The sequence below is a fragment of the Acinetobacter sp. ANC 4178 genome (assembly GCF_004331175.1).
In the GTDB taxonomy this organism is placed as follows: domain Bacteria; phylum Pseudomonadota; class Gammaproteobacteria; order Pseudomonadales; family Moraxellaceae; genus Acinetobacter.
Genome location: NZ_SJOD01000004.1, coordinates 318,860 through 342,392, shown reverse-complemented (window position 1 = coordinate 342,392; position 23,533 = coordinate 318,860). Strand labels below are relative to the sequence as shown.

General features: G+C 38.6%; 22 protein-coding genes. 14 read left to right on the top strand and 8 right to left on the bottom strand.

The window, feature by feature from the left end; translation table 11 throughout:
- Positions 1 to 5 precede the first annotated feature (5 nt).
- The 6 genes from cmk to E0H87_RS10885 all read left to right on the top strand — a co-directional run bounded on the left by cmk (position 6) and on the right by E0H87_RS10885 (position 4,321).
- Entirely contained in the window at positions 6 to 689 is a 684-nt protein-coding gene (cmk, locus tag E0H87_RS10910) for a (d)CMP kinase (protein WP_131323623.1), read from the top strand.
- Between the two features lie 108 nt (positions 690 to 797).
- Complete coding sequence (gene rpsA, locus E0H87_RS10905; protein WP_131323622.1) at positions 798 to 2,474, top strand: 30S ribosomal protein S1; 1,677 nt, start codon at positions 798 to 800, stop codon at positions 2,472 to 2,474.
- Between the two features lie 162 nt (positions 2,475 to 2,636).
- Positions 2,637 to 2,939, top strand: a complete 303-nt coding sequence (locus E0H87_RS10900; protein WP_116758970.1) for an integration host factor subunit beta — start codon at positions 2,637 to 2,639, stop codon at positions 2,937 to 2,939.
- 17 nt (positions 2,940 to 2,956) lie between these two features.
- The gene (locus E0H87_RS10895) at positions 2,957 to 3,316 is read left to right on the top strand and encodes a lipopolysaccharide assembly protein LapA domain-containing protein (protein WP_131323621.1); all 360 of its coding nucleotides are present in this window, start codon (positions 2,957 to 2,959) and stop codon (positions 3,314 to 3,316) included.
- Positions 3,317 to 3,352: 36 nt separating this feature from the next.
- Positions 3,353 to 4,033, top strand: a complete 681-nt coding sequence (gene pyrF / locus E0H87_RS10890) for an orotidine-5'-phosphate decarboxylase (protein ID WP_131323620.1) — start codon at positions 3,353 to 3,355, stop codon at positions 4,031 to 4,033.
- Between the two features lie 75 nt (positions 4,034 to 4,108).
- Positions 4,109 to 4,321 (top strand): hypothetical protein, encoded by a 213-nt coding sequence (locus E0H87_RS10885; protein WP_131323619.1) that lies wholly within the window; start codon positions 4,109 to 4,111, stop codon positions 4,319 to 4,321.
- Positions 4,322 to 4,391: 70 nt separating this feature from the next.
- On the opposite strand, the gene E0H87_RS10880 is transcribed toward E0H87_RS10885, so the two are convergent.
- Positions 4,392 to 5,300, bottom strand: a complete 909-nt coding sequence (locus E0H87_RS10880; protein WP_131323657.1) for a lysine exporter LysO family protein — start codon at positions 5,298 to 5,300, stop codon at positions 4,392 to 4,394.
- 211 nt (positions 5,301 to 5,511) lie between these two features.
- Between E0H87_RS10880 and E0H87_RS10875 the strand changes: the two genes are divergently transcribed.
- From E0H87_RS10875 to E0H87_RS10855, 4 genes are all read left to right on the top strand, one after another.
- A complete protein-coding gene (locus tag E0H87_RS10875; RefSeq protein ID WP_131323618.1) occupies positions 5,512 to 6,519 on the top strand; it encodes an AraC family transcriptional regulator in 1,008 nt (335 codons plus the stop codon).
- A gap of 81 nt (positions 6,520 to 6,600) precedes the next feature.
- Positions 6,601 to 7,749, top strand: coding sequence for a cell division protein ZapE (gene zapE / locus E0H87_RS10870; RefSeq protein ID WP_131323617.1), 1,149 nt, complete (start codon positions 6,601 to 6,603; stop codon positions 7,747 to 7,749).
- A gap of 360 nt (positions 7,750 to 8,109) precedes the next feature.
- Complete coding sequence (locus E0H87_RS10865) at positions 8,110 to 10,275, top strand: malate synthase G (RefSeq protein WP_131323616.1); 2,166 nt, start codon at positions 8,110 to 8,112, stop codon at positions 10,273 to 10,275.
- A 477-nt stretch (positions 10,276 to 10,752) separates the two neighbouring features.
- Positions 10,753 to 11,421 carry an SOS response-associated peptidase family protein gene (locus tag E0H87_RS10855; RefSeq protein ID WP_131323615.1) on the top strand — a complete coding sequence of 223 codons (669 nt, stop codon included), beginning with the start codon at positions 10,753 to 10,755 and terminating at the stop codon, positions 11,419 to 11,421.
- Between the two features lie 47 nt (positions 11,422 to 11,468).
- Here E0H87_RS10855 and E0H87_RS10850 read toward each other — a convergent pair whose 3' ends face one another.
- Entirely contained in the window at positions 11,469 to 11,933 is a 465-nt protein-coding gene (locus tag E0H87_RS10850; protein ID WP_131323614.1) for a MarR family winged helix-turn-helix transcriptional regulator, read from the bottom strand.
- Positions 11,934 to 12,690: 757 nt separating this feature from the next.
- Between E0H87_RS10850 and E0H87_RS10845 the strand changes: the two genes are divergently transcribed.
- A complete protein-coding gene (locus E0H87_RS10845) occupies positions 12,691 to 14,223 on the top strand; it encodes a TerC family protein (RefSeq protein WP_131323613.1) in 1,533 nt (510 codons plus the stop codon).
- Between the two features lie 98 nt (positions 14,224 to 14,321).
- Here the strand turns inward: E0H87_RS10845 and E0H87_RS10840 are convergent, their stop codons facing one another.
- Entirely contained in the window at positions 14,322 to 15,185 is an 864-nt protein-coding gene (locus E0H87_RS10840; RefSeq protein ID WP_131323612.1) for an alpha/beta fold hydrolase, read from the bottom strand.
- Between the two features lie 138 nt (positions 15,186 to 15,323).
- Between E0H87_RS10840 and E0H87_RS10835 the strand changes: the two genes are divergently transcribed.
- Positions 15,324 to 15,755, top strand: coding sequence for a hypothetical protein (locus E0H87_RS10835; protein ID WP_131323655.1), 432 nt, complete (start codon positions 15,324 to 15,326; stop codon positions 15,753 to 15,755).
- 46 nt (positions 15,756 to 15,801) lie between these two features.
- On the opposite strand, the gene E0H87_RS10830 is transcribed toward E0H87_RS10835, so the two are convergent.
- Both E0H87_RS10830 and brnQ read right to left on the bottom strand, forming a co-directional pair.
- Positions 15,802 to 16,044 carry a hypothetical protein gene (locus E0H87_RS10830; protein ID WP_016167708.1) on the bottom strand — a complete coding sequence of 81 codons (243 nt, stop codon included), beginning with the start codon at positions 16,042 to 16,044 and terminating at the stop codon, positions 15,802 to 15,804.
- A gap of 492 nt (positions 16,045 to 16,536) precedes the next feature.
- Positions 16,537 to 17,829, bottom strand: a complete 1,293-nt coding sequence (gene brnQ, locus E0H87_RS10825) for a branched-chain amino acid transport system II carrier protein (RefSeq protein ID WP_131323611.1) — start codon at positions 17,827 to 17,829, stop codon at positions 16,537 to 16,539.
- 326 nt (positions 17,830 to 18,155) lie between these two features.
- On the opposite strand from brnQ, the gene map reads away from it, so the two are divergent.
- Positions 18,156 to 18,953: a type I methionyl aminopeptidase gene (map, locus tag E0H87_RS10820; protein WP_131323610.1), complete on the top strand. Its 798-nt coding sequence runs from the start codon at positions 18,156 to 18,158 to the stop codon at positions 18,951 to 18,953.
- Between the two features lie 248 nt (positions 18,954 to 19,201).
- Here map and E0H87_RS10815 read toward each other — a convergent pair whose 3' ends face one another.
- Positions 19,202 to 20,107 (bottom strand): LysR family transcriptional regulator, encoded by a 906-nt coding sequence (locus E0H87_RS10815; RefSeq protein WP_131323609.1) that lies wholly within the window; start codon positions 20,105 to 20,107, stop codon positions 19,202 to 19,204.
- A gap of 137 nt (positions 20,108 to 20,244) precedes the next feature.
- Here E0H87_RS10815 and E0H87_RS10810 point away from each other — a divergent pair, with 137 nt between their 5' ends.
- Entirely contained in the window at positions 20,245 to 20,565 is a 321-nt protein-coding gene (locus E0H87_RS10810) for a hypothetical protein (RefSeq protein WP_131323608.1), read from the top strand.
- A 45-nt stretch (positions 20,566 to 20,610) separates the two neighbouring features.
- Here E0H87_RS10810 and glnG read toward each other — a convergent pair whose 3' ends face one another.
- Positions 20,611 to 22,086: a nitrogen regulation protein NR(I) gene (gene glnG, locus E0H87_RS10805; protein ID WP_131323607.1), complete on the bottom strand. Its 1,476-nt coding sequence runs from the start codon at positions 22,084 to 22,086 to the stop codon at positions 20,611 to 20,613.
- Entirely contained in the window at positions 22,073 to 23,182 is a 1,110-nt protein-coding gene (glnL, locus tag E0H87_RS10800; RefSeq protein WP_131265417.1) for a nitrogen regulation protein NR(II), read from the bottom strand. The genes glnG and glnL overlap by 14 nt, the downstream gene beginning before the upstream one ends.
- Between the last annotated feature and the right edge of the window lie 351 nt (positions 23,183 to 23,533).

The window sequence follows — 23,533 nt, the reverse complement described above, 5'->3', positions numbered from 1 at the left end:
AAGCAATGACAGTTAAAATTATTACGATTGATGGACCTAGCGGTTCGGGTAAAGGTACTCTTGCTGCTAAATTAGCTGCACATTATCAATTTCATTTATTGGATTCTGGCGCTTTATATCGGCTGCTCGGACTGTCATTACATAAGCAGAACCTATTGGAAGAAATTGATTCTCAAATTGACCGTTGTGCTGAAATTGCAACAAATTTAGACATACAATTTGTAACAACCCCAAATGAAACACAGATATTGCTAGATGGCGAAGATGTTACTCAAACCATTCGTACTGAACGTGTAGGTGAGTTTGCCTCAAAAGTCGCGACAATTCCTGCGCTTAGAACAGCATTATTTGAGCGTCAGCGTGCCTTCGCACAAGCGCCAGGCTTGGTTGCAGATGGTCGTGATATGGCAACTTCAATTTTTCCAGAAGCGCTAGCGAAGATTTATTTGACCGCTTCAGCACAATCCAGAGCCGAGCGTCGGGTAAAACAGTTGCAGGGCATGGGGCTGGATGTTAAAATAAACGATATTTTAGCTAATATTGAAGCTCGCGACAAACGAGATATGGAGCGCGAAGTCGCTCCACTCCGACCCGCAGTAGATGCTTTGATTATTGATAGTTCTGAGTTAAACATTAATGAAGTGTTTAACCTGATGACTCAATATATCGACAAGCAGTTAGCCAAGTAAAGAAATTTTTAGCGAAAGCATAGCTTGATCAGTTTATAACGGACTATGTAGACGCATAACTAAAACGGCCTTGTCTGATCCAAGACCGCATACTTTATCGGGTATATCATGACCGAATCTTTTGCAGCCCTCTTTGAAGAAAGCGAATTAAACCTCAACGTTGAAAAGGGTGCTGTCATCCAAGGCGTTGTAGTAAGCATCGACTCTGACTGGGTAACAGTTGACACTGGCCTTAAATCTGAAGGCGTAGTTGACCGTGCTGAATTCTTAAACGAACAACGTGAACTTGAAGTTCAAGTTGGCGATACAGTTGATGTTGTTGTTGAAGCTCTTGACAACGGTATGGGCCAAACTGTTTTATCACGTGAAAAAGCGAAACGTGCTGAAACTTGGACTAAACTTGAAAAAATCTTTGAAGATGGCGAAATCGTTACTGGTGTTATCTCTGGTAAAGTTAAAGGCGGTTTCACTGTTGACATCGGTCCAGTTCGTGCATTCTTACCAGGTTCTTTGGTAGATACTCGTCCTATCCGTGACACGACTCACCTTGAAGGTAAAGAGTTAGAATTCAAAGTAATCAAACTTGATGCGAAACGTAACAACGTTGTTGTATCTCGTCGTGCTGTTATGGAAGCTGAATCTTCAGCTGACCGTGAAGCTCTTCTTGCTCAGCTTGAAGAAGGTCAAACAGTTACAGGTACTATTAAGAACCTTACTGATTACGGCGCGTTCGTTGACCTTGGCGGTATCGATGGTCTTCTTCACATCACTGACATGGCTTGGAAACGTATCAAGCACCCATCAGAAGTTGTTGAAGTTGGTCAAGAAGTTACTGTTAAAGTACTTAAATTTGACAAAGAGCGTAACCGCGTATCTTTAGGCCTTAAGCAATTAGGCGAAGATCCATGGTTAGCGATCATGAGCCGTTACCCTAAAGGTTCAATCGTTAAAGCTCGCGTAACTAACTTAACTGATTACGGTTGCTTTGCAGAAATCGCTGAAGGCGTTGAAGGCTTAGTACACGTTTCAGAAATGGACCACACAAACAAAAACATCCACCCATCTAAAGTTGTTCAGATTGGTGACGAAGTTGATGTTATGGTTCTTGAAGTTGATGAAGAGCGTCGTCGTATTTCTCTTGGTATCAAACAAACTCGTGCTAATCCATGGGAAGAGTTTGCTAAGAACCATGACAAAGGCGAAAAAGTTTCTGGTACGATCAAATCTATCACTGACTTTGGTATCTTCATTGGTTTACCAGGTGGTATCGACGGTCTAGTTCACTTGTCTGATATTTCTTGGAACGAACAAGGTGAAGAAGCGATTCGTCGTTACAAGAAAGGTGACACTGTTGAAGCGGTTATCTTGTCTGTAGACGCTGAAGGCAACCGTATCAGCCTTGGCATCAAGCAAATGAACAGCGATCCATTTAATGATTTCTTAGCTGCTAACGAACGCGGTGCTTTGGTTAAAGGTACTGTAACTGCAGTTGACGCTAAAGGCGCTACTGTTAAGTTAGCTGACGAAGTAGAAGCTCAATTAAAAGCTTCTGAAATCAACCGTGATCGCGTTGAAGATGCAACTAAATTCTTGGAAGTTGGTCAAGAAGTAGAAGCGAAAATCATCAACGTTGATCGTAAATCTCGCTCTATCAACTTGTCTATCAAAGCGAAAGACGAAGCTGAAGAGAAAGAAGCGGTTGCTAACTTGAAGACTGCATCTGCATCTCAAGAAAATGGTCCTAAGACTATTGGTGACTTGATCAAAGCTCAAATGAACCACTAAGTAGGTCGTATAAATTGTATTGTTAATGTAATTTAACTAATACTTTTTACACAAATACTGTAAACGGTAGCGTAGTATTTAATTATTGCGCTACCGTTTTGTATTTAAACAGGTTATTATCAGTTTAGGTACAAAGTAGCTTGATAATTAAAGAGGTCGCCGATGACTACTGAAGCACTTAATAAGTCTGACTTAATTGAGCGTATTTCTCTAAAAAACCCGCACTTAGCGGAGCCTTTAGTGGAAGAGGCTGTTAAGATCATGATTGATCAAATGATTGCATCACTTTCGTCTGATAGTCGTATTGAAATTCGCGGGTTTGGTAGCTTTGCCTTACATCATCGTGAACCACGCATTGGTCGCAATCCGAAGACAGGAAGATCTGTTGAAGTGGCAGCCAAAGCAGTTCCACATTTCAAACCTGGTAAAGCATTACGTGACGCGGTGAATGAAGCTATAGATTAATAATAAGTGGGGTGTATATGCGTTATGTATTGGTCGCCATCTTAATCATTTTATTTGGTTATTCATTGGCTTTGGTTTTACAAAATGGTACTGAAGTCACTGTCGATTTGTTATTTACACAAGTCCCAGCTATGCGCTTAGGTCTGGTTTTATTACTGACTTTAGCCTTGGGTGTGGTGGTCGGATTATTACTTGGTGTGCAAGTATTCCGTGTGTTCCAGACAAGTTGGGAGATTAAGCGATTACGTAAAGATATTGATCACCTTCGAAAAGAACAAATTCAAGCTGCGCAATTAGCAGCTGCTGAGGCGGCTGCAAACACAAGGCATGAAAAAACTGTATTTGATGTAACAAACGATAATAAAAGCCCATTATAATGGGCTTTCTTTTTGTCTAATCAAAGGTAAATTCTCTTGAGTATCATTGTTGCACTAGATGCTAAAAGCCAAATTGATGCATTGCACATTGCAGAGCAGTTAGATCCTGCATTATGCCGAGTAAAAGTTGGTAAAGAGTTATTTACTCATGAAGGTCCATCGGTGGTTAAAGCCTTACACACAGAAGGTTTTGAAGTTTTCTTGGATTTGAAGTTTCATGATATCCCTAATACCACAGCACAAGCTGTATGTGCAGCAGCAGATTTGGGTGTGTGGATGGTGAATGTACATGCATCAGGTGGTCGTAAGATGATGGAAACCTGTGTAGAGCGTTTAAAAGCTGGAAATTATGAAACTCAGTTAATTGCTGTGACGGTTCTAACTTCTATGGGTCGTGAAGACTTGCGTGATATCGGTTTGGATATTGAGCCATTTGAACAAGTTAAGCGTTTGGCGCACTTAACCCAAGAATCAGGTTTGGATGGTGTGGTGTGTTCAGCGCAAGAGGCGAAAATGTTGCGTGAGTTGTTGGGTCAAGATTTTGCTTTGGTAACGCCGGGTATTCGTCCTGAAGGTGCTAATGCGGATGACCAAAAGCGAATTGTGACGCCAAAACAAGCGATGCTAGATGGTTCTACGCATTTGGTGATTGGTCGTCCAATTACGAAATCTGAGAATCCACGTCAAACGTTAAAAGATATTTTGGCAACACTTTAATCTTGCGAATAATCGATAAAAGCCTTTCGAAAGAAAGGCTTTTTTGTATGAATACACCATTAAAAAGGTGAATAGATGGTAAATAAAAAAATGTTAGAGTTTGATGAGATTGGTGAAGCGGAGAATGTTGCCACGTTACAGAACACGTTAGAAGAAGCGAAGTTGCTTGAAGAAAAGAAAGAAGACTCTTCTACTGATTGGTCATCTGGAATTGATTTGGTAGATATCGGATCTGCCATTATTGAAGCTGTGGGTGATATTATTGGTAATATTGATATAGATCTGTAGGGTATCTGGTTCGATTTTATTAACTCCCTTGGTGTTAACTCTTAAATTAATACCAAGGGATGTCTTATTGTTAAAGTGCTGCGAGTAAGCTAACAGCAATAGGGGCAAGTATAGAGAGAATAAAACCACTGACCATAGCGTGAGGAATAAAGTCATTGCCACAAGCTTGTTTGACCATTGGAAGGGAGACATCCATTGCAGTAGCTGCTGCCGAAGCAATCGCTGAGCGTGGATAACGCCAACCAATACAATACATCAGAATGATTGCAAAGATCTCACGAAATAAATCATTAATCAGCGCGATACTGCCTAGGGCTGGATTTTTAAGTTCGGTGACGACAATTCCGCTCATAGAGTAGAAACCATAACCTTGAGACAGCATAATCAGGTCTTTCAATTGAAGTTGATCTAGGAAAGTACTACACAGCAAAGCCCCAATAATTGAACCAATAATACAGCCTATAGGCACTAAAAGAATTTTAAAATTTAACCAAGAGCGATCTAAAGGGCTGAATGCGAGATCGAGTCCAATCAAGAACATGAAAACCAATAATAGATACCATGTGTTGACTTGTATTGAAATTCCCACATTTTCCAGTAATTTTGCTAATAGAAATCCTGTGGCTAAAGCTAAACAGGCATAGGAAATACTGATGAAAGATTTGAACAGTAGGGCAAGTGAAATTTTGCCTGAAACGGGTTGTATGCCAATAACTTTATAGAGTGCAAAGCAGCATAAAAATGACCCCATCGTTGTAAAAAAAGCCAATGCGGTTGCACTGGTTAAGATTTGAGAAGAGCCATGAATATTTTCAAGGGCATGGGTAAATTCCATGCTAATCCCGATTAAGAGCAAATAAGAAAAATACGGTAAAACCTTAAAACAAAGTTGAATGAAACTGCTTGGAATTTTTTTTGCAAAGAAATATCCAGCGGCTAAACAGACAAGAAGCTGAGATATGAGTATAAAGGCTTGCATAGGTAAAGTAATAATTTGGTGTTGTGCCATCATAGCCTAAGTATGCAAATGTTGCAGTGACTCATACGAAGCTTAATCACGTTTTTTAAGGTTTGATATGGATGTCATAAAGTGGTGCATCTTGATATACGATTGTAGTTTGATAGATTCGGCAATTTTCAAATACAATGAATTGAGTTAAAAAAGGGTTCTTATCTTTATTGACACAAATATGAAAAGATCGATTCTCAGTCTCATGTATTTAATACAAGCGATGCGTAAAGCTGGGATTGATATTGATCAGCAATTAAAAAGTATTGGTTTAAGTGCGGATGCATTGGACCCAACTGCCATTATTCAACCGAGTTTGGAACGAGATGTTTTAATGGTCTTGGGGGAGCATATTTCTTCTGAGCAGGGTTTAAATATTGGGCAGCATTATGCATTGGCTGGATATGGTCCTTTATTAATGTTATTGGTGACCAGTGATAATATTAGAGTCGCACTTGAAAAGGTCATTGCATATCAGCCTTTAACGCATCTTACAGCTAAACTAAGTTTAAAATTCCAAAATCATCAGGTGGCCTTGTGTTATGAAGCCAATGATTTAACAGATGAATTAAATATGTTGCGTGCACAATCTGAGTTGGCAGGTACATACAAATTTATTCAAGAGTTGTATAAGAAGATGGGGTTAAGTGTGCCTCAGCTTAAAGTGGAGCTACCCTTTGATTTGCCTGAAAATGCCGACATTTTGGCAATGTATCAGGCTTATTATGGATTGGACATTACATTTTCAAAGCCTTATGCCGCTTTTTGGTTTGATGAAGCCGTCTTAGATATTAAGATTCCTTCAGCGGATCAAATGACTTTCCGTATTTATGATTATAAATGTCAGGCTGAAATGAAACGTTTGTCTCAGCAATCGGAAGTTCCAGCCTTGGTAGAGCGTGTACAGGATTATTTGGATTTACAGCAAGGTGTGATTCCGACTATGGCGAAAACAGCACAAGCATTACACATTCCTGAGCGTACTTTAAGACACCAATTGCAGCAGTTAAATAGCAGTTATAAACAAATTAGAGAGCAATTAATTAAGGAAAAAGCCCTACGATTAATTGAATATCAGGAGTACACCATTGAAATGATTGCTGAATTATTGGGTTATTCTGAGCCTGCTGCTTTTAACCATGCATTTAAACGATGGTTTGGACGTAGCCCAAGGCAATATTCCAAGTAGTGTTTGTACTCATGCCAAAGTTTTATTTATTGTTCTCTAATTTTCGTTATACTTTCGTCAGACCAAAATAGTAATCAAGATATGTCGGATTTAAATCTTCACAGTACCGCCTTTGCTCCCTTATCACCAGCTGAACGTTATGCACAAGCCTTGGCTTCGGGGCAATTTATGCCTGATGAAGCTCAAGCACAAGCTGTGCACGAGTTAGATCGTGTCTGGCAAGAGCTGATTCAGCGCTATAAGGCATCAAAGAAGGCATTTCGTCGCTTCCGTCGCCAGACTTCTCCGCAAGGTGTTTATATGTGGGGTGGAGTCGGTCGTGGTAAAACATGGTTGATGGATCAGTTTTATGAGTCGATTCCATTTCGTCGTAAAACACGTATGCATTTTCACCATTTTATGCAACACGTGCATCGTGAGCTGAATAAATTGTCTGGTCAGCGTAATCCTTTAGATGCAGTTGCAGATCAAATTTATAAAGATGCAGTGATTATCTGTTTTGATGAATTCTTCGTGACCAATGTCACGGATGCAATGATTCTGAGTGAGTTATTCCAGAAATTATTCAACCGCGGGATTACTCTGATCGCAACATCAAATATTGCGCCAGACGGTCTTTATAAAAATGGTATTCATCGTGACCGCTTTATTCCAACCATTGAAATGGTGAAGAAAAATTGTGTCATCTTAAATGTAGATGCAGGTGTGGACTATCGTTTGCGCGTATTAAAACAAGCGCAATTGTTTAAACACCCATTAACGCATGATCATAAAGTATGGATTGCTCAGCGCTTTACGGCCTTGACCCAAACTCAGCATCAGTCGCAAGAACCGATTGTGATTAATAATCGTCTGGTAGAAACTATTGGACATACCGAAGATGTATTGTGGTGTGAGTTTTCTGAACTGTGCCTAAAACCACGTAGTCCAGCCGATTTTATTGAAATAGCGAATATATATAACACTGTACTGGTGAGTAATGTTCCGCATTTAACCGATTACTTGTCGGAAGGGACGCGCCGATTCATTTATTTGGTTGATGAGTTTTATGACCGCGGAGTCAAATTATTGCTGACCTCGGAAGATACGATCATTGATATTTATCAAGGTGACAAATTAGCTTTTGAAATTGAACGGACAAGGTCCCGCTTGCTGGAGATGCAATCGGATGATTATTTGCACTCAGAACACCGTTTAATCGAGAAATCTGACCAAGATTTTAACGAATAAACAAAAAAACGCCATGAATTGGCGTTTTTTTATGGGCAAAAGTATTGTATGTTGAATCGACATTTTTTCTTGTATAGGGAAATGTGAATACCTAAAAACAAGTAAAAATTCAAGAAATGGGGCAGGTTTAAAGTAACGCTGAACTTAAGTCTAATTTCGACATTTCAAAAACTTAATACACTGTAAAAAGAGTATTCATGAACGTGATAATACAAACTAAATAGAATTTTATTTGACAATGTCAAGAATTATTGCAAAGAAAATGCTTACTATTTAGGAATGTGATATTCGTATTCAGAAAAGTATAAATAGGTATACTGGAATCTCTTGTTATAAAAAGTAGCAATATCAGGAAAGACAATGACTGTACGTATTCAAAAGGGTAAGTTAGCGATTGCTAAAGAACTTTACGATTTCATCGAGAATGAAGCTTTACCAGGTTCTGGTTTGGACAGTGAAACATACTGGAAAAACTTTGAGCAAGTCGTTGTCGATCTTAGCCCAAAAAATAAAGCGCTTTTAGCAAAGCGTGAAGATCTTCAGGCTAAAATTGATGAATGGCACCGCAACAACACATTTGAATTAGAAGCTTACAAAGCTTTCCTTAAAGAAATTGGCTACTTGGTACCCGAAGTAGAAGATTTCCAGATCAGCACAGAAAATGTTGATGAAGAAATTGCATTATTGGCAGGTCCACAATTGGTTGTGCCAGTACGTAATGCACGTTATTGCTTAAATGCGGCAAACGCTCGTTGGGGTTCTTTATACGATGCACTTTATGGCTTCGATGTAATCTCTGAAGAAGGTGGTGCAGAAAAAGGTAAAGGCTATAACCCTGTACGTGGTGACAAAGTTATTGCATTTGCTAAAAATTTCTTAAATGAAACTTTCCCATTAGCGCAAGGTTCACATGCAGACGCTACACGTTATGCAGTGGAAAATAATAAACTTGTTGTGACTTTAAAAGATGGCTCTACAACTGGTTTAGCACATGAAGCACAATTTGTTGGCTTCAATGGTGAAGAAGCGAACCCTTCAGAGGTTGTTCTACTCAATAATGGTTTACATGTCATTATTGAAGTTGATGCAACAAGCCCAGTAGGTAAAACAGATGCAGCTGGCGTAAAAGATTTAGTTCTTGAAGCAGCAATTACAACGATTCAGGATTTAGAGGATTCTGTTGCAGCTGTTGATGCTGAAGAAAAAGTAGAAGGCTACCGTAACTGGTTGGGCCTCATGAAAGGTGATTTGCAAGAATCGATTGAGAAAAATGGCAAGACGGTTACTCGTACATTAAATAAAGACCGCACCATTAAAAACTTGATTGGCGGTACGACAACTTTGCATGGCCGTTCGTTAATGCTTCTTCGTAACGTGGGTCATTTAATGACGAACCCTGCCATTTTAGTGGAAGGCGAAGAAATTTTTGAAGGCATTATGGATGCCTTAGTAACACCATTACTTAGTGTTGCTGATATTCGTGGTCAAAATGAGAACAAAAACTCTCGTAAAGGCTCAATGTATATCGTTAAGCCAAAAATGCATGGTCCAGAAGAAGTTGCATTTGCAGTTGAATTGTTTGAACGTGCGGAACAAGCGCTTGGTCTACCTGCGAAGTCTGTAAAAATTGGTATTATGGATGAAGAGCGTCGCACATCTGTTAACTTGAAAAACTGTATTGAGGCTGCTAAAGATCGTACGATCTTTATTAACACTGGTTTTATGGATCGTACAGGTGATGAAATCCATACTTCTATGGAAGCAGCACCAGTTGTTCGTAAAGAAGCAGTTAAAACACAAAAATGGATTGCAGCTTACGAAAATCGTAACGTGGCAATTGGTTTAGAGTGTGGCTTACAAGGTAAAGCGCAAATTGGTAAAGGTATGTGGCCTAAACCAGACAGCATGAAAGATATGTTGGCAACTAAAGCTGCTCATCCAAATGCAGGTGCATCATGTGCTTGGGTACCATCTCCAACAGGTGCGGCACTCCATGCAATGCATTACCATCAAGTGAATGTAAAATCACGTCAAGATCAATTGAAAGCAGAACAAATGCTTTCTCTAGATGACTTGTTAACGCCTCCGTTTGCTCCAGAGACTAACTGGTCGGCAGAGGAAATTAACAATGAACTTGAAAATAACTGTCAAGGTATCTTGGGTTATGTAGTGCGTTGGGTCGACTTGGGTGTAGGTTGCTCTAAAGTTCCAGATATCAACAACGTTGGTTTGATGGAAGACCGTGCAACATTGCGTATTTCTTCACAACACGTTGCAAACTGGTTACGTCACGGTATCGTTACACGTGAGCAAGTTGAAGAAGTGTTGAAGCGCATGGCTAAAATTGTAGACGGTCAAAATGCTGAAGATCCATTGTATACACCAATGGCTACTGATTTTGATAACAATATTGCTTTCCAAGCCGCATCTGATTTGATCTTTAAAGGTGGTGTTCAGCCTTCAGGTTACACTGAGCCATTGTTACATGCTGCACGTTTGAAACTTAAAGGTTATACAGGTGACTAATTTCGATTAGTTGTGTGAATTTGACAAAGACCTTTCAATTTTGAAAGGTCTTTGTTTTTAGGAATCTATAAAATGCAAAAACAAAAAGAATATGGTTTGGTCACAGGGACATTGATACATATAGATCAAGATTGAGTACCGATTGAACAGCCTGAAATGAACGATTTGATATATTTGACATTGATGTACTTATAAATTGGTTGATTTAGTCTAGGTCATGAGAGCGATCTTAATATATCAAGATGATGAGAATTATTTAGCAAGGGTAATTGGGCATTGGTGTATTGGCAGAAAAGCTAATGAAATGGCATGAAAGCGTACAGTGAGATGATGGGAAGCTTCACCCCTTAGGGTAATGAAGCTTATTGTGATTATGTTTATAATATTGAAGTTGCAGATTCCAATACTTATTTTGTGGTTGAAATGAGAGTTCTGCTTCATTGCTACATGAAAGACAACATCTATCGGATTCAATAAATGTGTGCCAATTTTAAACCTCTAACCTTGTCGCAATTACAGCAATTAGGTTTGCCACAAATTCCATTTGAGTATCTGGAAGAGGTTTACCCTAGTTATAAAACGCCGTTATTGTTTAAATCTGAATATGGGTTGGAATGGCGAGAAGTATTATTTGGTTTAGTGCCGAAATGGGCTGAGGATGTCAGTGCCTCTAAACGGGCTTATAATGCTAGGCATGAAACAATTTTTGAAAAGCCAAGCTTTCAAGATGCGGCTTATAAATGTAAGTTTGGTGTAATTCCAGTCACTGAGTTTTATGAAAGTAAATATATTGAAAATAAACCACAAAGATGGGGTGTGAGGCGTAAAGATGGCAAAGCCTTTTTTATTGCTGCAATTTATGAAATTTGCAAAATTAATAATGAAATTACTCGTTCCGCAGCAATGCTGACGATGGACGCAATAGACCATCCGATGATGAAAGAGTTTCATGAACCTGGTGATGTAAAACGATCAGTTGTCATTATTCCGCATGAGCATCTTGATCATTGGCTAAGCATAAAACAGCCACATCAAATGACTCAATTTATGCAGGGATTTCCAGTCGAAGAGTTTGAGTGTTCACATGTGCCTAAAGCAAAAATAGATAAGCCAACACCTCAGCTGAATATGTTTGATCTTTTCTAAATAAAAAAGGGTTTCTATTTAGAAACCCTTTTTTATATTTTATAAAATTAACGATTAAGATTGTTAAAAATATGCTTCAGGCTATCCATCATTTTATCAATCTGTAAAGGGGTTAAGCCTTCAAAGGATTGTTCAAGTACAGCGCTGGTCAAATCATTGATTTTATGTGTCATTTCATTGCCTTTTTCAGTGAGAATGACGCGTGTTATACGTGCATCATCTTCACATGAATAGGTGTTAACCAAGCCTTCATCCTTTAGGCGATAGACAATCTTTGTTGTTGTAGACATTTTGGAGACGACCATATCGGAAAGATCGGATACGCTAGCATTTGGCTTAGATTTTAAAGCCAATAAAATACGACGACGAGAATTATCTAAGCCATACTTTTTTAAGACTTGATCGACTTTTTGGACATGTTGTGAATAAACCTGAGTGATCCAAAAAAAAGGGAAGTTCTCTAGGCTGAAGTCATCTGTGGTAGGTAAAAACTTCGCATACTTTTTAGTCATATGTGATTCCAGATATTTATTTTTATATTGCTTAATTTTATGTGAAATATGACACATTAGGCAATATAATTGTGAGTAAATTTTCAAAATACAGTTGTGTATCTGAAGTGACTTGATGGCGAGTTTATACCCGAGGGAGTTTAAAAGATTGCTCTAGATCTTCATGAGCATGGTTCTGATGCAAATTAGGGATGCACAATAAGGGTAGATAAAAGGTCAATCCTGTTCCTTCTGTCATAGCAACCAATCCTATAAATAAATCTGGTTTGGATAAGCAATTCATTTACCGTACATATTGAGTAATAAATAAACTGATATTCCATATAAGTTTTTCATTCTAGTATAAAAAAAAATTTTGAAAACTGGCTTTGTTTACAAAACATTTCTGTCATTTAAAACATTAATCTAAAAAAAAGATATATTTAAATGATAAATAATCAGTTAAAACAATAATTTAATCAAACATCAACCCTTGAAAAGTTGTGTTAAATTATTCGTGACTATTCAGTTTTCTTTTTTTGTTACAATCAATTCGGTCAATGTATTTGAATTGTATCTATCGATATTATTTTAATCTTTCTTGAAAATCAAATCTAATAAGTTGATTTTGTAAAAAAATTAAAAAAAGTAATTACAATGCAAAAAGAGTGTGCATAATAAAACCATCTATTGTTGAAAAGAGGTTTTACATGGATCCGTCGCCGTGCAGGTCTAACTTATTTAAATTTTGCCTTGAGTTAATCGAGGTGCACCAATAATGGAATTCTTATTAGATCCTGGAATTTGGGTTGGCTTACTTACCCTAATTGTCTTAGAAATTGTTTTAGGTATTGATAACCTCGTCTTTATTGCCATTTTGGCAGATAAACTTCCACCAGAGCAGCGTGATAAAGCGCGTGTTATTGGTCTTTCTCTCGCATTGATTATGCGTTTGGGGTTGTTATCCGTTATCTCTTGGTTGGTTACTTTAACCAAACCACTCATTCAAATTGCTGATTTATCTTTCTCAGGGCGTGATTTAATCTTGCTCTTTGGTGGTCTATTCTTGGTCTATAAAGCGGTGACCGAGTTACACGAAAAAATGGAAGGTAAACCTGAAATTCGATCAACATCGTCAGTTGTATATGCAGGTTTCTGGGCAGTTGTTGCTCAAATTATTGTACTTGATGCGGTCTTTTCTTTAGATTCCGTCATTACTGCCATTGGTATGGTAGATAATATTTACGTGATGATGGCAGCGGTAACTATTGCAGTGATTGTGATGTTATTTGCATCTAAGCCACTCACTAACTTTGTAAATCGTCATCCTACAGTTGTTATTCTGTGTTTAAGTTTCCTACTGTTAATTGGTATTAGCTTAATTGCAGAAGGTTTCGGTTTCCATATTCCAAAAGGTTATATTTATTCTGGTATTGGCGTGGCAATCTTGATTGAAGCCTTTAATCAATATTCCAAGCGAAATGTGGCGAAACATGAATCTAAGATTCCATTACGTCATCGTACCGCAGATTCCATCTTAAAGTTAATGGGTGGAAAAGTTGAACCCTCTCATATGGATGCCGAGCAAATTGAAGCTCAGGAAGCCTTTGCTGCTGAAGAGCGCTATATGATTGGTGGAGTATTAACTCTGGCAGAACGTTCAGTTGCTTCAATTATGACACCTCGTAATCAGATTTCATGGATTGATTTAAATGATACTCCTGAAAAAATTCGAGAGCAGGTGCTAGCAGTACCGCATAGTTTATTCCCAGTCTGCCGCGGCAGTTTGGATAAAGTTATTAGTGTGGTGCGTGCGAAAGAATTGCTAGATGTATTGGATGATGGTGAAGACGCATTAAAGTCACTCATTAAACGCCAACGTCCAATTTTTATCTTTGAGAAGATGAAAGTCATTGATGCCATTAATACTTTAAGAACTTCAAAAGGCTCCTTGGTTTTGGTCACGGATGAGTTTGCTAATGTAAAAGGCTTAATTTCTCCGCTAGATGTTTTTGAGGCTATTGCGGGTGAATTCCCAGATGCTGATGAGCAATTAGATTTGGTCAAAATTAATGATGAAACATGGAAGGCTTCTGGCATGCTGGATTTGTACCAGCTTGAGCTTGAACTCGGTGTTTTTGATTTGGTGGAAGATGATGCGGGTTACATGAGTGTGGCTGGCTTGATTCTGGATAAGACGCAAGGTGAAGTTCAAGTTGGCACGCAGCTCGATTATCAGGGTGTGCATTTTGAAGTTACAGAATTAGATGAGAATCGAATAAAATTTGTCACGATCATGTATCGTCACTAATTCATGTAATGCTGAAAATGCCCGAATAATCGGGCATTTTTTATGGAATAAAAAGCCATCAAGCAGGATTGGAGATAAAAGCAGCTTGATGGGAAAAACTAAATATAAAGTTGTTGTTCAATTAAATCCCAAATATTACGATGTGATTTACGGAACATTTGCATATGACCAATGCTTTTGTGTTGAAACTGTTTTGGCTTAAGTTTAATCATATTTGTTTCAGCATTCGGATAAAGATTGAGAAGGGCTTGAACATTCGCCTGAGTTGCAATTTCATCGTCTGATGCCCAAATTGCCGTAATTGGGCAGGTAATTTTGCTGTGATAATCAGCGAGCTGTTGTTTCTTGACAGCATGCATCACATAGCCTTGTGTCCCACAAAATTCAGCCCATTGTTTTGCAACATTTTTGGGTAGGTTTTCACCCATTCCAATCATTTTGGTGGCGCCAAAGCCTTTGAGTTTGCTCGAAATTGGGAAAACTACATGAAACATAATTGGGGCAAGGAATTTGGTTTTACCTTTTAAGCCGCGAACATGGCCTGTTGATCCAGCAACAGCAATGATTTTGGCAACTTTGTCATAATTAGGTGAAATTCCAAGCAGTTGCCCACCTGCGCTATGACCAAGGAGAATAATTTTTTCGGCTTGCGTTTGTTCTAACAGACAATCAATTGCGGCTGTAATATCTAATTGTCCCCAATCGACAATATCTGCTTCAGATTGGTGCAATGGGCCATGTAGTGAAGCGCCAATTCCTCTAAAGTCAAAACACATGACCGTATGTCCGAGACTGTTGAGCCATTCTGCATAGGAATGATAAAACTCTTTTACAATTCCAGTTGCAGGGCAAATCAAAATAGGGAGGGGTTTGTCGGAATTTATTTGATTTTGATAGAGTTTGGCACTTAATTTATAGCCATCAGCACATTGTATCTGGAGGGATTGAGGTTGAGTGTTCATAAGCGTTATGTATTTGCTGTTTTAGATTACTTTACCTAAGTTCTAAAAAGAAACTTATTAAAAGTATGACTTAGAAGTCAGAAATCTCATATTTAAGAAGTATAAGGGGTGGTAGTGTTCGATCATTTTTCAATTGCAATGAAATTGGCAATTCTTTTTAGTGGTGTGTATTTATGGTTGGGTATGTTAACTGGGGTTTGGAAATACTGGCAGATTAGACATTCGACTCAAGCAAGAGCACATTATTATGTGGATATCGCGCATAGAAGTAGTTTGTTATATGCATCTGCAACTTTGATTTTGGCTGTGCTTGCTGAATTTTCAATTTGGTCTGAAACGTGGAATCTGATTTTTGTAATGATCAATTTGGTTTTCTTTAGTGCATCAATATTGAGTTATGCGTTGCATGGTTATTTAAAAGACACAACCAATCAATTTCGAGTCCCTCATCAATTGGGTAATAAGGTTCTACCGCGGGCGATGATGACGATAGCGATGGTTTTACTCGTGGTGGGGGAGCTGTTTGCGACGGGAATGTTGGTGCTAGGAGCTGGGCTTAATTTATTTTAATTATTTACATATTTTTTTAAAGATGGATGAATAATCATCCATCTGTTCAATCGAAATTCTTAGATTTTTTCTGGGCACGGACTTTTTGATCAATTACTGCCCAACTGTAAAAGGCGGCAGAAACAAAAAGAGCGTAAGCAAAATATTCAGCCTTCAGGTGCCCTTGTATGAGTCCGTGAAAAAGCAAAGTCAGCATAAGTGCCACAGTTGTACTTAAGTACGTGACCATATTCTTGTTTGCTTTTAGAGCGTTAATGAAGACTTGCTTGTTGAAATGTAATGATAACATCTCCATCCCTCCTATGAATTTGACCTAAACCTAAGTGTTTTGGTCGGATTGGTTACTAATGTTGTACTGCGAATTAATCGGTATTTCAATAGCTAATACCGTTATTTTTTCATTAAATTTTACTAACATTGGAATTTGTATGGTGGATTGTTTACTTTATGAATAGTTCATATTTTATTAGGTAATAATTTTATGTACATATTGTTTTAATCAAATATGTCATCAATATGATATTCATAACCCTAACACTTAGCCTATTTCTATATTTGAAAAAGCTTAATAGTGCTTAAGTCGTATAAAGCAAAAATTAGACCAAAAAAGTTGAATTTGGCAAAAGAGATTAACTCGAAGGGATATTTAGACATGCAGGGCATGGTATTGCATGACTGCGAAAAGTAAACAATAAAAGTTGATTTGGGTAAAACCGACATTTATTGGTCACATCTAAAATCGAATTTGGGTAAAATTGGATTTTAATTACAAATTGAAAGCTTATTTTCTAAATTTGTCGCAGATGAGTGCAATAACCAGAACCAGCAAAGATGGGATTAACCATGCAAGATTTTGTTCATTCAATGGTAGATGTTGAACAAATTCTGGTAAAAAAGAATTGAGTTCTGCTGCTTTTAAACCTTCTAAAATTCCAAAGATAAAAGCAACTGCTGTCACTGGTGCAATCACTGCAGGAGGATTTTTGCAGAATTTCGCGAAGAAACTGAGCATGATCACTACAATTGCAGGCGGATAAATCGCACATAGCACAGGGACGGATACCGCAATGAGTTTGGTTAAACCTAAGTTAGAGATCAGTAGTGAAAAACCCACTAAAACAAATACAAAAATCTTATAAGGAATTTGAGTCAGTTCTGAGAAGTATTCAGCACATGCACAGGTCAGGCCAATTGCAGTAACCATACATGCAAGGAAAATCATGCCCGTAAGGAAGATCGAGCCTAAATCACCAAAAGCATGTTGTACATAAGCATGCAAAATAACAGCACCATTTGCTGCATTTGGTGCAACTTCATGACTTCCAAGTCCGAGTTTAAACAAACTGAGATAAACCAGCGTTAAACCAACACCTGAAATAAGACCAGCAATCACTGCGTATTTTGTAACTAACTTTTTGTCAGTCACACCGCGTGAGTGAATGGCATGAATAATCACGATACCAAATACCAGAGCGCCAAGCGTATCCATGGTGAGATAGCCATTGACAAAACCTTCAGACACAGGGCTGCTTGCATAATTATTAATTGCAGGAGGGATGTAACCCGCAGGGATTAAGAATGCTGCAATACCGAGTACGGCTAAAGAAACAATTTTGATTGGTGCTAGGAAGTGTCCAACAGTATCCAATAACTTGTTTGGATAAAGTGAAACTAGGGTTACTATTGCAAAATAGATAATGCTGTAAATCAGCAAGCTATTTGGCGAAGTACCAAAATATGAAGAAAATCCAATTTCATAAGAAACAGTTGCTGTACGTGGTGTAGCGAAGAGTGGACCTACAGCCAAATAACAGACAATTGTTAAGATTAAACTGGCAACTTTACCCAGTGGAGAGCTGAGTAGTTGAATTGAACCTTCTACGCGTGAAAGTGCAATGATGGTAATTACAGGTAAACCCACTGCGGTGACCAGAAAGCCAGCAGCAGCTAGCCAAACATGTTCACCCGCTTGTTGGGCAACAATAGGAGGAAAGATAATATTGCCTGCCCCAATGAACAGAGCAAAGGTCATAAAACCCAAGGCAATAATATCTCTAGTACGAAGATTCGTCATTTCAAGAGATGCATTGACTAAAAACAGGCGATTCTAGTAGAAAAATAAGGACTTGGGAAAATTTTTTATATGTAATATGAATTTTTTTTATACAATTTTTCATTTAATTTAGCAAATGGTTGAATTATATGGCTGAAAATTGATAAAAAATTACTAAAGAGTATGTTTAGAAATTTATAAAAATAAATTGGGCAGATGAATTGGTTCGCGCAATTTATTGCACTCAGTTTAGGGTGTTTGCATACATCATGCTTACGAAGTCATCCCAGACAACATTTTCAAATGAAAAGGATTATAATGCCTGCATTATTTAAGAGGGTGAGAATATGCTGGCTTCTTCAGTCGTGATTAAAACTGAGCAAGATATTGAAAATCTGCGTGTGTCAGGGCGATTGGCTGCACAGGTTTTGGCAATGATTGGCGAGCATGTTCAGCCTGGAGTCAGTACTGAATATCTGGATGATATTTGTCATGATTATATTGTAAATACCTTAAATGTAATTCCTGCAAATATTGGTTATTACGGTTATACAAAAACTACATGTATTTCCCCCAATGAGGTTGTTTGTCATGGTATTCCTTCGGCTACCCGTATTTTACAAGATGGGGATATTATCAACATCGACGTTGCAATTATTAAAGATGGTTACTTTGGTGACACCAGTCGTATGTATTATGTGGGTAGTATTAAGCCTGAAGCGAAGAAACTGGTCGATACCACTTATGAGGCGATGCTAGCGGGGATTCAAGCGGTTAAACCTGATGCAACATTAGGGGATATTGGTTTTGCAATTCAGACGGTTGCGCAGCGTGAAGGGTTTAGTATTGTTAAAGAGTATTGTGGTCATGGTATAGGGAAGGTCTATCATGAGCAGCCTAGCGTTCTGCATTATGGTAAACCTGGTTTGGGTTTAAAGTTGAAAAAAGGGATGGTGTTTACCATTGAGCCAATGGTGAATATGGGGCGCAGCAGTGTAAAAGAGCTTGAAGATGGTTGGACGGTAGTGACCACGGACAAGTCGTTGTCTGCCCAATGGGAGCATATGGTTGCAGTCACAGAGACTGGATTTGAGTTATTGACGCCTTGGCCAGAAGGGACGGGCGATTATCCAGAAATTAAGTGACAACTAAATTAAGGTGAGTTTAGACTTAAGTCTAAATTTTTTATTTATTCATCGATATTAATAGTTAATTTCGATTTTTATTCTGGCTGAACTAAAGTTTTTCTTGATTGTGTGATTTTTAAGTGCTCAAATTAATCGTTTTTTTATATTTGATTGAATTGTGATCGGTATATAAAATGCACTCCAAGATTCTCGCTGTAGTTTCTTATTTTCAAGCTTATCCTTCGCGGATAAGCTTTTTTTTGCCTTTACTTATGCTTTTGCGTTAAATGTTCAACTAAGTAATCAATAAAAACGCGTACAGCTGGAAGTTGTCCTCTGCGAGATGGATAGACTGCATGAAATATACCATGAGGTGCTTTCCATTCAGGTAAAACACGGACAAGCTCTCCAGTTTTAATGAAATCGAGAGCAATCGAATCTGGTAGTAAGGCGATGCCGCAGTTTTGTCGGGCCAGTTGTGCCAACATCATTAAGTCTGAACCCATAACAATGGGATTCACCTTGATTTTCTTTTGATGGTTCTGGCTATCATGTACAATAATTTGCTGATCAAGATGCTCATCGACCATACTCAGTATATGGTGATGTGCTAAATCTTCAGGTTGTTTAAGTTCACCAAATTCATTTAGATAAGCTTGACTGGCAAACAGATGCTGTTCAATTAATTCAAATTTTCTCAAGATAAGGCTAGGATCATCGTCAAGATTTGATCGTACGCGAAGCGCTATATCTATACCTTCATTAATGACATCCACCCGACGATTACTCACCAGAAGTTGTACTTTAATTTCTGGGTATTTTTTCAGAAAGTTAGGCAGAATTTTGGTCATTTCATTTTGAGCAATCGAGACAGGAAGACTGACTTTAATCACACCGCGTGGTTCTACGCTTAAATGATCGACTAAATCGTGAGCTGCTTGTGCGGCGTTCATCATGACTTGAGCATGTCGATAGACATTCATGCCAATTTCCGTCACAGCAAAATGACGTGAGCTGCGCTGAATAAGACGTACGCCAAGACGTTCTTCTAAATTATAAACGCGACGACTGAGTTTTGATTTTGGAATGTCTGTAGCGCGTTCTGCTGCACTAAAGCCGCCATGTTCAACCACCAATGCAAAGCAATAAAAATCGTCGAGGTCGGATAACATTTATAATTCCATTTATGCAACAATTTATAAAATTTAGAGTTAATGTTGCATATTGTCAATTTTAAATCATATGTCTTTCATGTAATTTTGCTGTTGAATCTATTAGACTGCAATGAAGTGATTGCAGTTGAAAAAAGATGTACCAACAAATTATTGAAATAGATGCAGCAGAAAGTAATATCTGTTGTCCAATTTGCCAGCAGGCTGTTGTAGATTGGGCGCAAGAGCAATATATCCAACCATGCGAACATACTCTATTTATTGCAATGGATTTGGGCTTTGAGTTTGTCTCAGATCGTTTTGAGGAAAAAATGCCTCGTTCGGTGGATGAAATTCATGATGATGAAGCTGCGAATGTATATGAAGAAATCCAGAAAGTTGATTTTGAGCAGACCATTTTGGTGCGTTCAAAATTGGGTGTAGAAAATATGTATCGTTATACTGGCTTTGCAGCGTAGTGATACAATAAAAACAGCTCCATTAAGGAGCTGTTTTTTTAGGCATTAACCTTCAATTTCTTCTTCAATATCATCATCTGCTGTATCCATGCCAAGCTCTTTTAGTTTGCGTGTCAGCGTATTTCGCCCCCAACCTAAAAGTTCAGCAGCATGGCGTTTGCGACCACGTGTCTGTTGTAGTGCAGCATTAATGAGTGTGCGTTCAAACATCGGCGTCGCAATATCCAGAATCTTCATTTCACCATTTTTAAGCTTTTGAATCGCCCATTGACCCAGTAACTCATCCCAATGATGTAGTGAAATACGATCAAAATGAGAGGTCGTAGACTGTTCTGATGCTTTCTCAATTGGAATTTGCTTAAGTTCAGATGGGAGATCTTCTGGATAAACTTCACGGCCAGTAATCATGACAGTGAGCCAGCGGCAAGTATTTTCTAATTGACGCACATTCCCTGGCCAAGGAAGTTGCTGCATATATTCTTGCGTTTCAATGCGTAGAATTTTTGGACTGACCCCAAGTTCCTTGCCTGCGCGTGCAAGGAAGTGCTGCGCCAGCATTGGAATATCTTCACTACGATGTGCAAGTTTTGGAATATGAATGCGGATCACGTTAAGACGGTGATATAAGTCTTCACGGAAACGTCCTTCATTGACTAATTTTTCGAGGTCTTGGTGTGTTGCTGCCACAATACGGACATCGACTTTAACCGGAATGTGACCACCGACGCGATAGAACTCGCCATCTGCCAAAACGCGTAATAGACGAGTTTGGGTTTCGAAAGGCATGTCACCAATTTCATCGAGGAATAACGTGCCGCCATTGGCTTGTTCAAAACGACCTTGACGTTGCGTGTTGGCGCCAGTAAATGCACCTTTCTCATGACCGAATAGTTCAGTTTCGATTAAGTCTTTTGGAATTGCTGCCATATTTAAAGCAATAAATGGCTTGCTACTACGAGGTGAGTGACGATGTAGTGCATGGGCAACTAATTCTTTACCTGTACCAGACTCACCATTAATTAACACGGTAATGTGGGATTGTGATAAACGACCAATGGCACGGAAGACTTCCTGCATGGCAGGAGATTCGCCAATAATTTCTGTAGATTGAATGGGTAAAGCTGTTTTTGCAGATTCTTGTTGTTGTAGTTTGGTGATGTGCAAGATTGCACGATTGACTAATGCTAATGCTTCATCAATATCAAATGGTTTGGGTAAATATTCAAAAGCACCCGTTTGATAACTAGACACGGCTGATTCAAGATCAGAGTGCGCTGTCATAATGATGACAGGGAGGTCAGGGTAATTGCTTTTAACCTTGGCTAAAAAGGTCAGACCATCAATTCCGGGCATGCGAATGTCTGTAAGAATGACATCAGGCGCATCCGTTGCCAGTTGGTCTAAAGCAGATTGTGCTTCTTCAAAGCTAGTAACATCAAAACCTTCTTCTTTGAATGTTTTTTCTAGCACCCATCGCATGGCGCGATCATCATCAATTACCCATATTTTATTTCGCGACATGGTTAGACTCCCAAGGTAAATATAAGCTAAATACTGTTTTTCCGGGAACAGATTGGCATTCAATCATTCCGTTGTGTTGGTGCATTATGTTTTGTGCAATACTCAGACCGAGCCCAGTGCCTTTAGCACGGCCAGTCACAAGTGGGTAGAACACGGATTCCAGAATTTCTTCTGGAACACCCGGCCCGTTATCTTCAATATCAACACGAACCGCAGAGCGATTCAGTACACCATTAATGGTGACAAGACGTTGAATTCGAGTTCTTAAAACCAGTTCTGGTTGATGTTCGGTAAAGAAATCCTTGTTTTCCATCATGGCTTGCACTGCATTAACACTGATGTTGAGCATGACTTGAATCAGTTGATCACGATCTGCTTTAACTTCAGGTAAAGATAAGTCGTAATCGCGTGTGATTTTGATTTTCTTTTTAGTCTGGTTAGCGATGAGTGATCGAACACGTTCTAAAGGTTCATGAACGTTGACTGGCTCATAACTTGGTAACTGACGAGAACCCAGCATGGTATCGGCAAGATTGCGCAACCGATCCACTTCGCTGATGATAATGTCAGTGAATTCTGAATATTCTGGATTATTTAAACTGCGGGCTAAAAGCTGTGTCGCACCGCGGATACCACCTAAGGGGTTTTTAATTTCATGGGCTACCCCACGAATGAGTTGGCGTGCGACTTGATGTTGTTGAATGAGGTTTTCTTCTTTAGAAATTTTCAACATCCGATCAATTGGATTAAGCTCAATTAAAAGTAAGGGGTGGTAAGGTTTACCTGCATTGAGTTGTGAAACCGTGTAATCCACATGAATGTCTTTAAAGTTAACGTTAATTGTGGCTTCACGACGAGTATAAGGCTGACCAGTGGCTAAAGTGTTAAATAATGCTTCTTCTGTATTAAATTCATCGTTTGGCATATGCAGCAAATTTAAGACGGGTTGTCCATTTGCTCGTAATAAACTCATATCAAACAAAGATTCACATGATGAGTTTAAGTAAAAAATATTCAGTTTACTGTCGACAAGCAAAATCGCGGTGGTCAAATTGTCCACCAATACGCGGTAGTCGATAGTATGTGGCTGATCCATTAGCGAGGGTATCCTGTGTTAAAATGGCGCAATGGCATCTTCAAAAAGCAATTAATAGTCCAATATTGGAACGCAATTGATGCAGATTAAGCAAAATGCACGCCAACTTTAAATCAAGGGCGTCAAAGTTGAACCTTTATTAAAAAAATGCGCTGAAATTGGACTTTATTAAAATTGTAAGCCGAAGATATTAAGTAATTAACTTTTAAAATGTATCAAAATGGTGCAAATGTAAATATATAAGGCAAACAGTGGATTAATTTTGGTGCATTACATAAAGAGTCTGCTTCCCACCTATTTTTATCAATCGAAAAGTCTTACAATACGCGCATTCTAGTGGAGCGCAGATTC

What these genes read in the sequence shown, in the direction of transcription:
- rpsA (WP_131323622.1), top strand. Translation starts at nt 798, where the DNA reads ATGACCGAATCTTTTGCAGCCCTCTTTGAAGAAAGCGAATTAAACCTC.
- E0H87_RS10830 (WP_016167708.1), bottom strand. Translation starts at nt 16,044, where the DNA reads ATGTTATCATTACATTTCAACAAGCAAGTCTTCATTAACGCTCTAAAA.
- E0H87_RS10880 (WP_131323657.1), bottom strand. Translation starts at nt 5,300, where the DNA reads ATGCAAGCCTTTATACTCATATCTCAGCTTCTTGTCTGTTTAGCCGCT.
- cmk (WP_131323623.1), top strand. Translation starts at nt 6, where the DNA reads ATGACAGTTAAAATTATTACGATTGATGGACCTAGCGGTTCGGGTAAA.
- E0H87_RS10855 (WP_131323615.1), top strand. Translation starts at nt 10,753, where the DNA reads ATGTGTGCCAATTTTAAACCTCTAACCTTGTCGCAATTACAGCAATTA.
- E0H87_RS10840 (WP_131323612.1), bottom strand. Translation starts at nt 15,185, where the DNA reads ATGAACACTCAACCTCAATCCCTCCAGATACAATGTGCTGATGGCTAT.
- E0H87_RS10850 (WP_131323614.1), bottom strand. Translation starts at nt 11,933, where the DNA reads ATGACTAAAAAGTATGCGAAGTTTTTACCTACCACAGATGACTTCAGC.
- E0H87_RS10835 (WP_131323655.1), top strand. Translation starts at nt 15,324, where the DNA reads ATGAAATTGGCAATTCTTTTTAGTGGTGTGTATTTATGGTTGGGTATG.
- brnQ (WP_131323611.1), bottom strand. Translation starts at nt 17,829, where the DNA reads ATGACGAATCTTCGTACTAGAGATATTATTGCCTTGGGTTTTATGACC.
- E0H87_RS10875 (WP_131323618.1), top strand. Translation starts at nt 5,512, where the DNA reads ATGAAAAGATCGATTCTCAGTCTCATGTATTTAATACAAGCGATGCGT.
- E0H87_RS10810 (WP_131323608.1), top strand. Translation starts at nt 20,245, where the DNA reads ATGTACCAACAAATTATTGAAATAGATGCAGCAGAAAGTAATATCTGT.
- map (WP_131323610.1), top strand. Translation starts at nt 18,156, where the DNA reads ATGCTGGCTTCTTCAGTCGTGATTAAAACTGAGCAAGATATTGAAAAT.
- zapE (WP_131323617.1), top strand. Translation starts at nt 6,601, where the DNA reads ATGTCGGATTTAAATCTTCACAGTACCGCCTTTGCTCCCTTATCACCA.
- E0H87_RS10895 (WP_131323621.1), top strand. Translation starts at nt 2,957, where the DNA reads ATGCGTTATGTATTGGTCGCCATCTTAATCATTTTATTTGGTTATTCA.
- E0H87_RS10900 (WP_116758970.1), top strand. Translation starts at nt 2,637, where the DNA reads ATGACTACTGAAGCACTTAATAAGTCTGACTTAATTGAGCGTATTTCT.
- E0H87_RS10845 (WP_131323613.1), top strand. Translation starts at nt 12,691, where the DNA reads ATGGAATTCTTATTAGATCCTGGAATTTGGGTTGGCTTACTTACCCTA.
- E0H87_RS10885 (WP_131323619.1), top strand. Translation starts at nt 4,109, where the DNA reads ATGGTAAATAAAAAAATGTTAGAGTTTGATGAGATTGGTGAAGCGGAG.
- glnL (WP_131265417.1), bottom strand. Translation starts at nt 23,182, where the DNA reads ATGGATCAGCCACATACTATCGACTACCGCGTATTGGTGGACAATTTG.
- E0H87_RS10865 (WP_131323616.1), top strand. Translation starts at nt 8,110, where the DNA reads ATGACTGTACGTATTCAAAAGGGTAAGTTAGCGATTGCTAAAGAACTT.
- E0H87_RS10815 (WP_131323609.1), bottom strand. Translation starts at nt 20,107, where the DNA reads ATGTTATCCGACCTCGACGATTTTTATTGCTTTGCATTGGTGGTTGAA.
- glnG (WP_131323607.1), bottom strand. Translation starts at nt 22,086, where the DNA reads ATGTCGCGAAATAAAATATGGGTAATTGATGATGATCGCGCCATGCGA.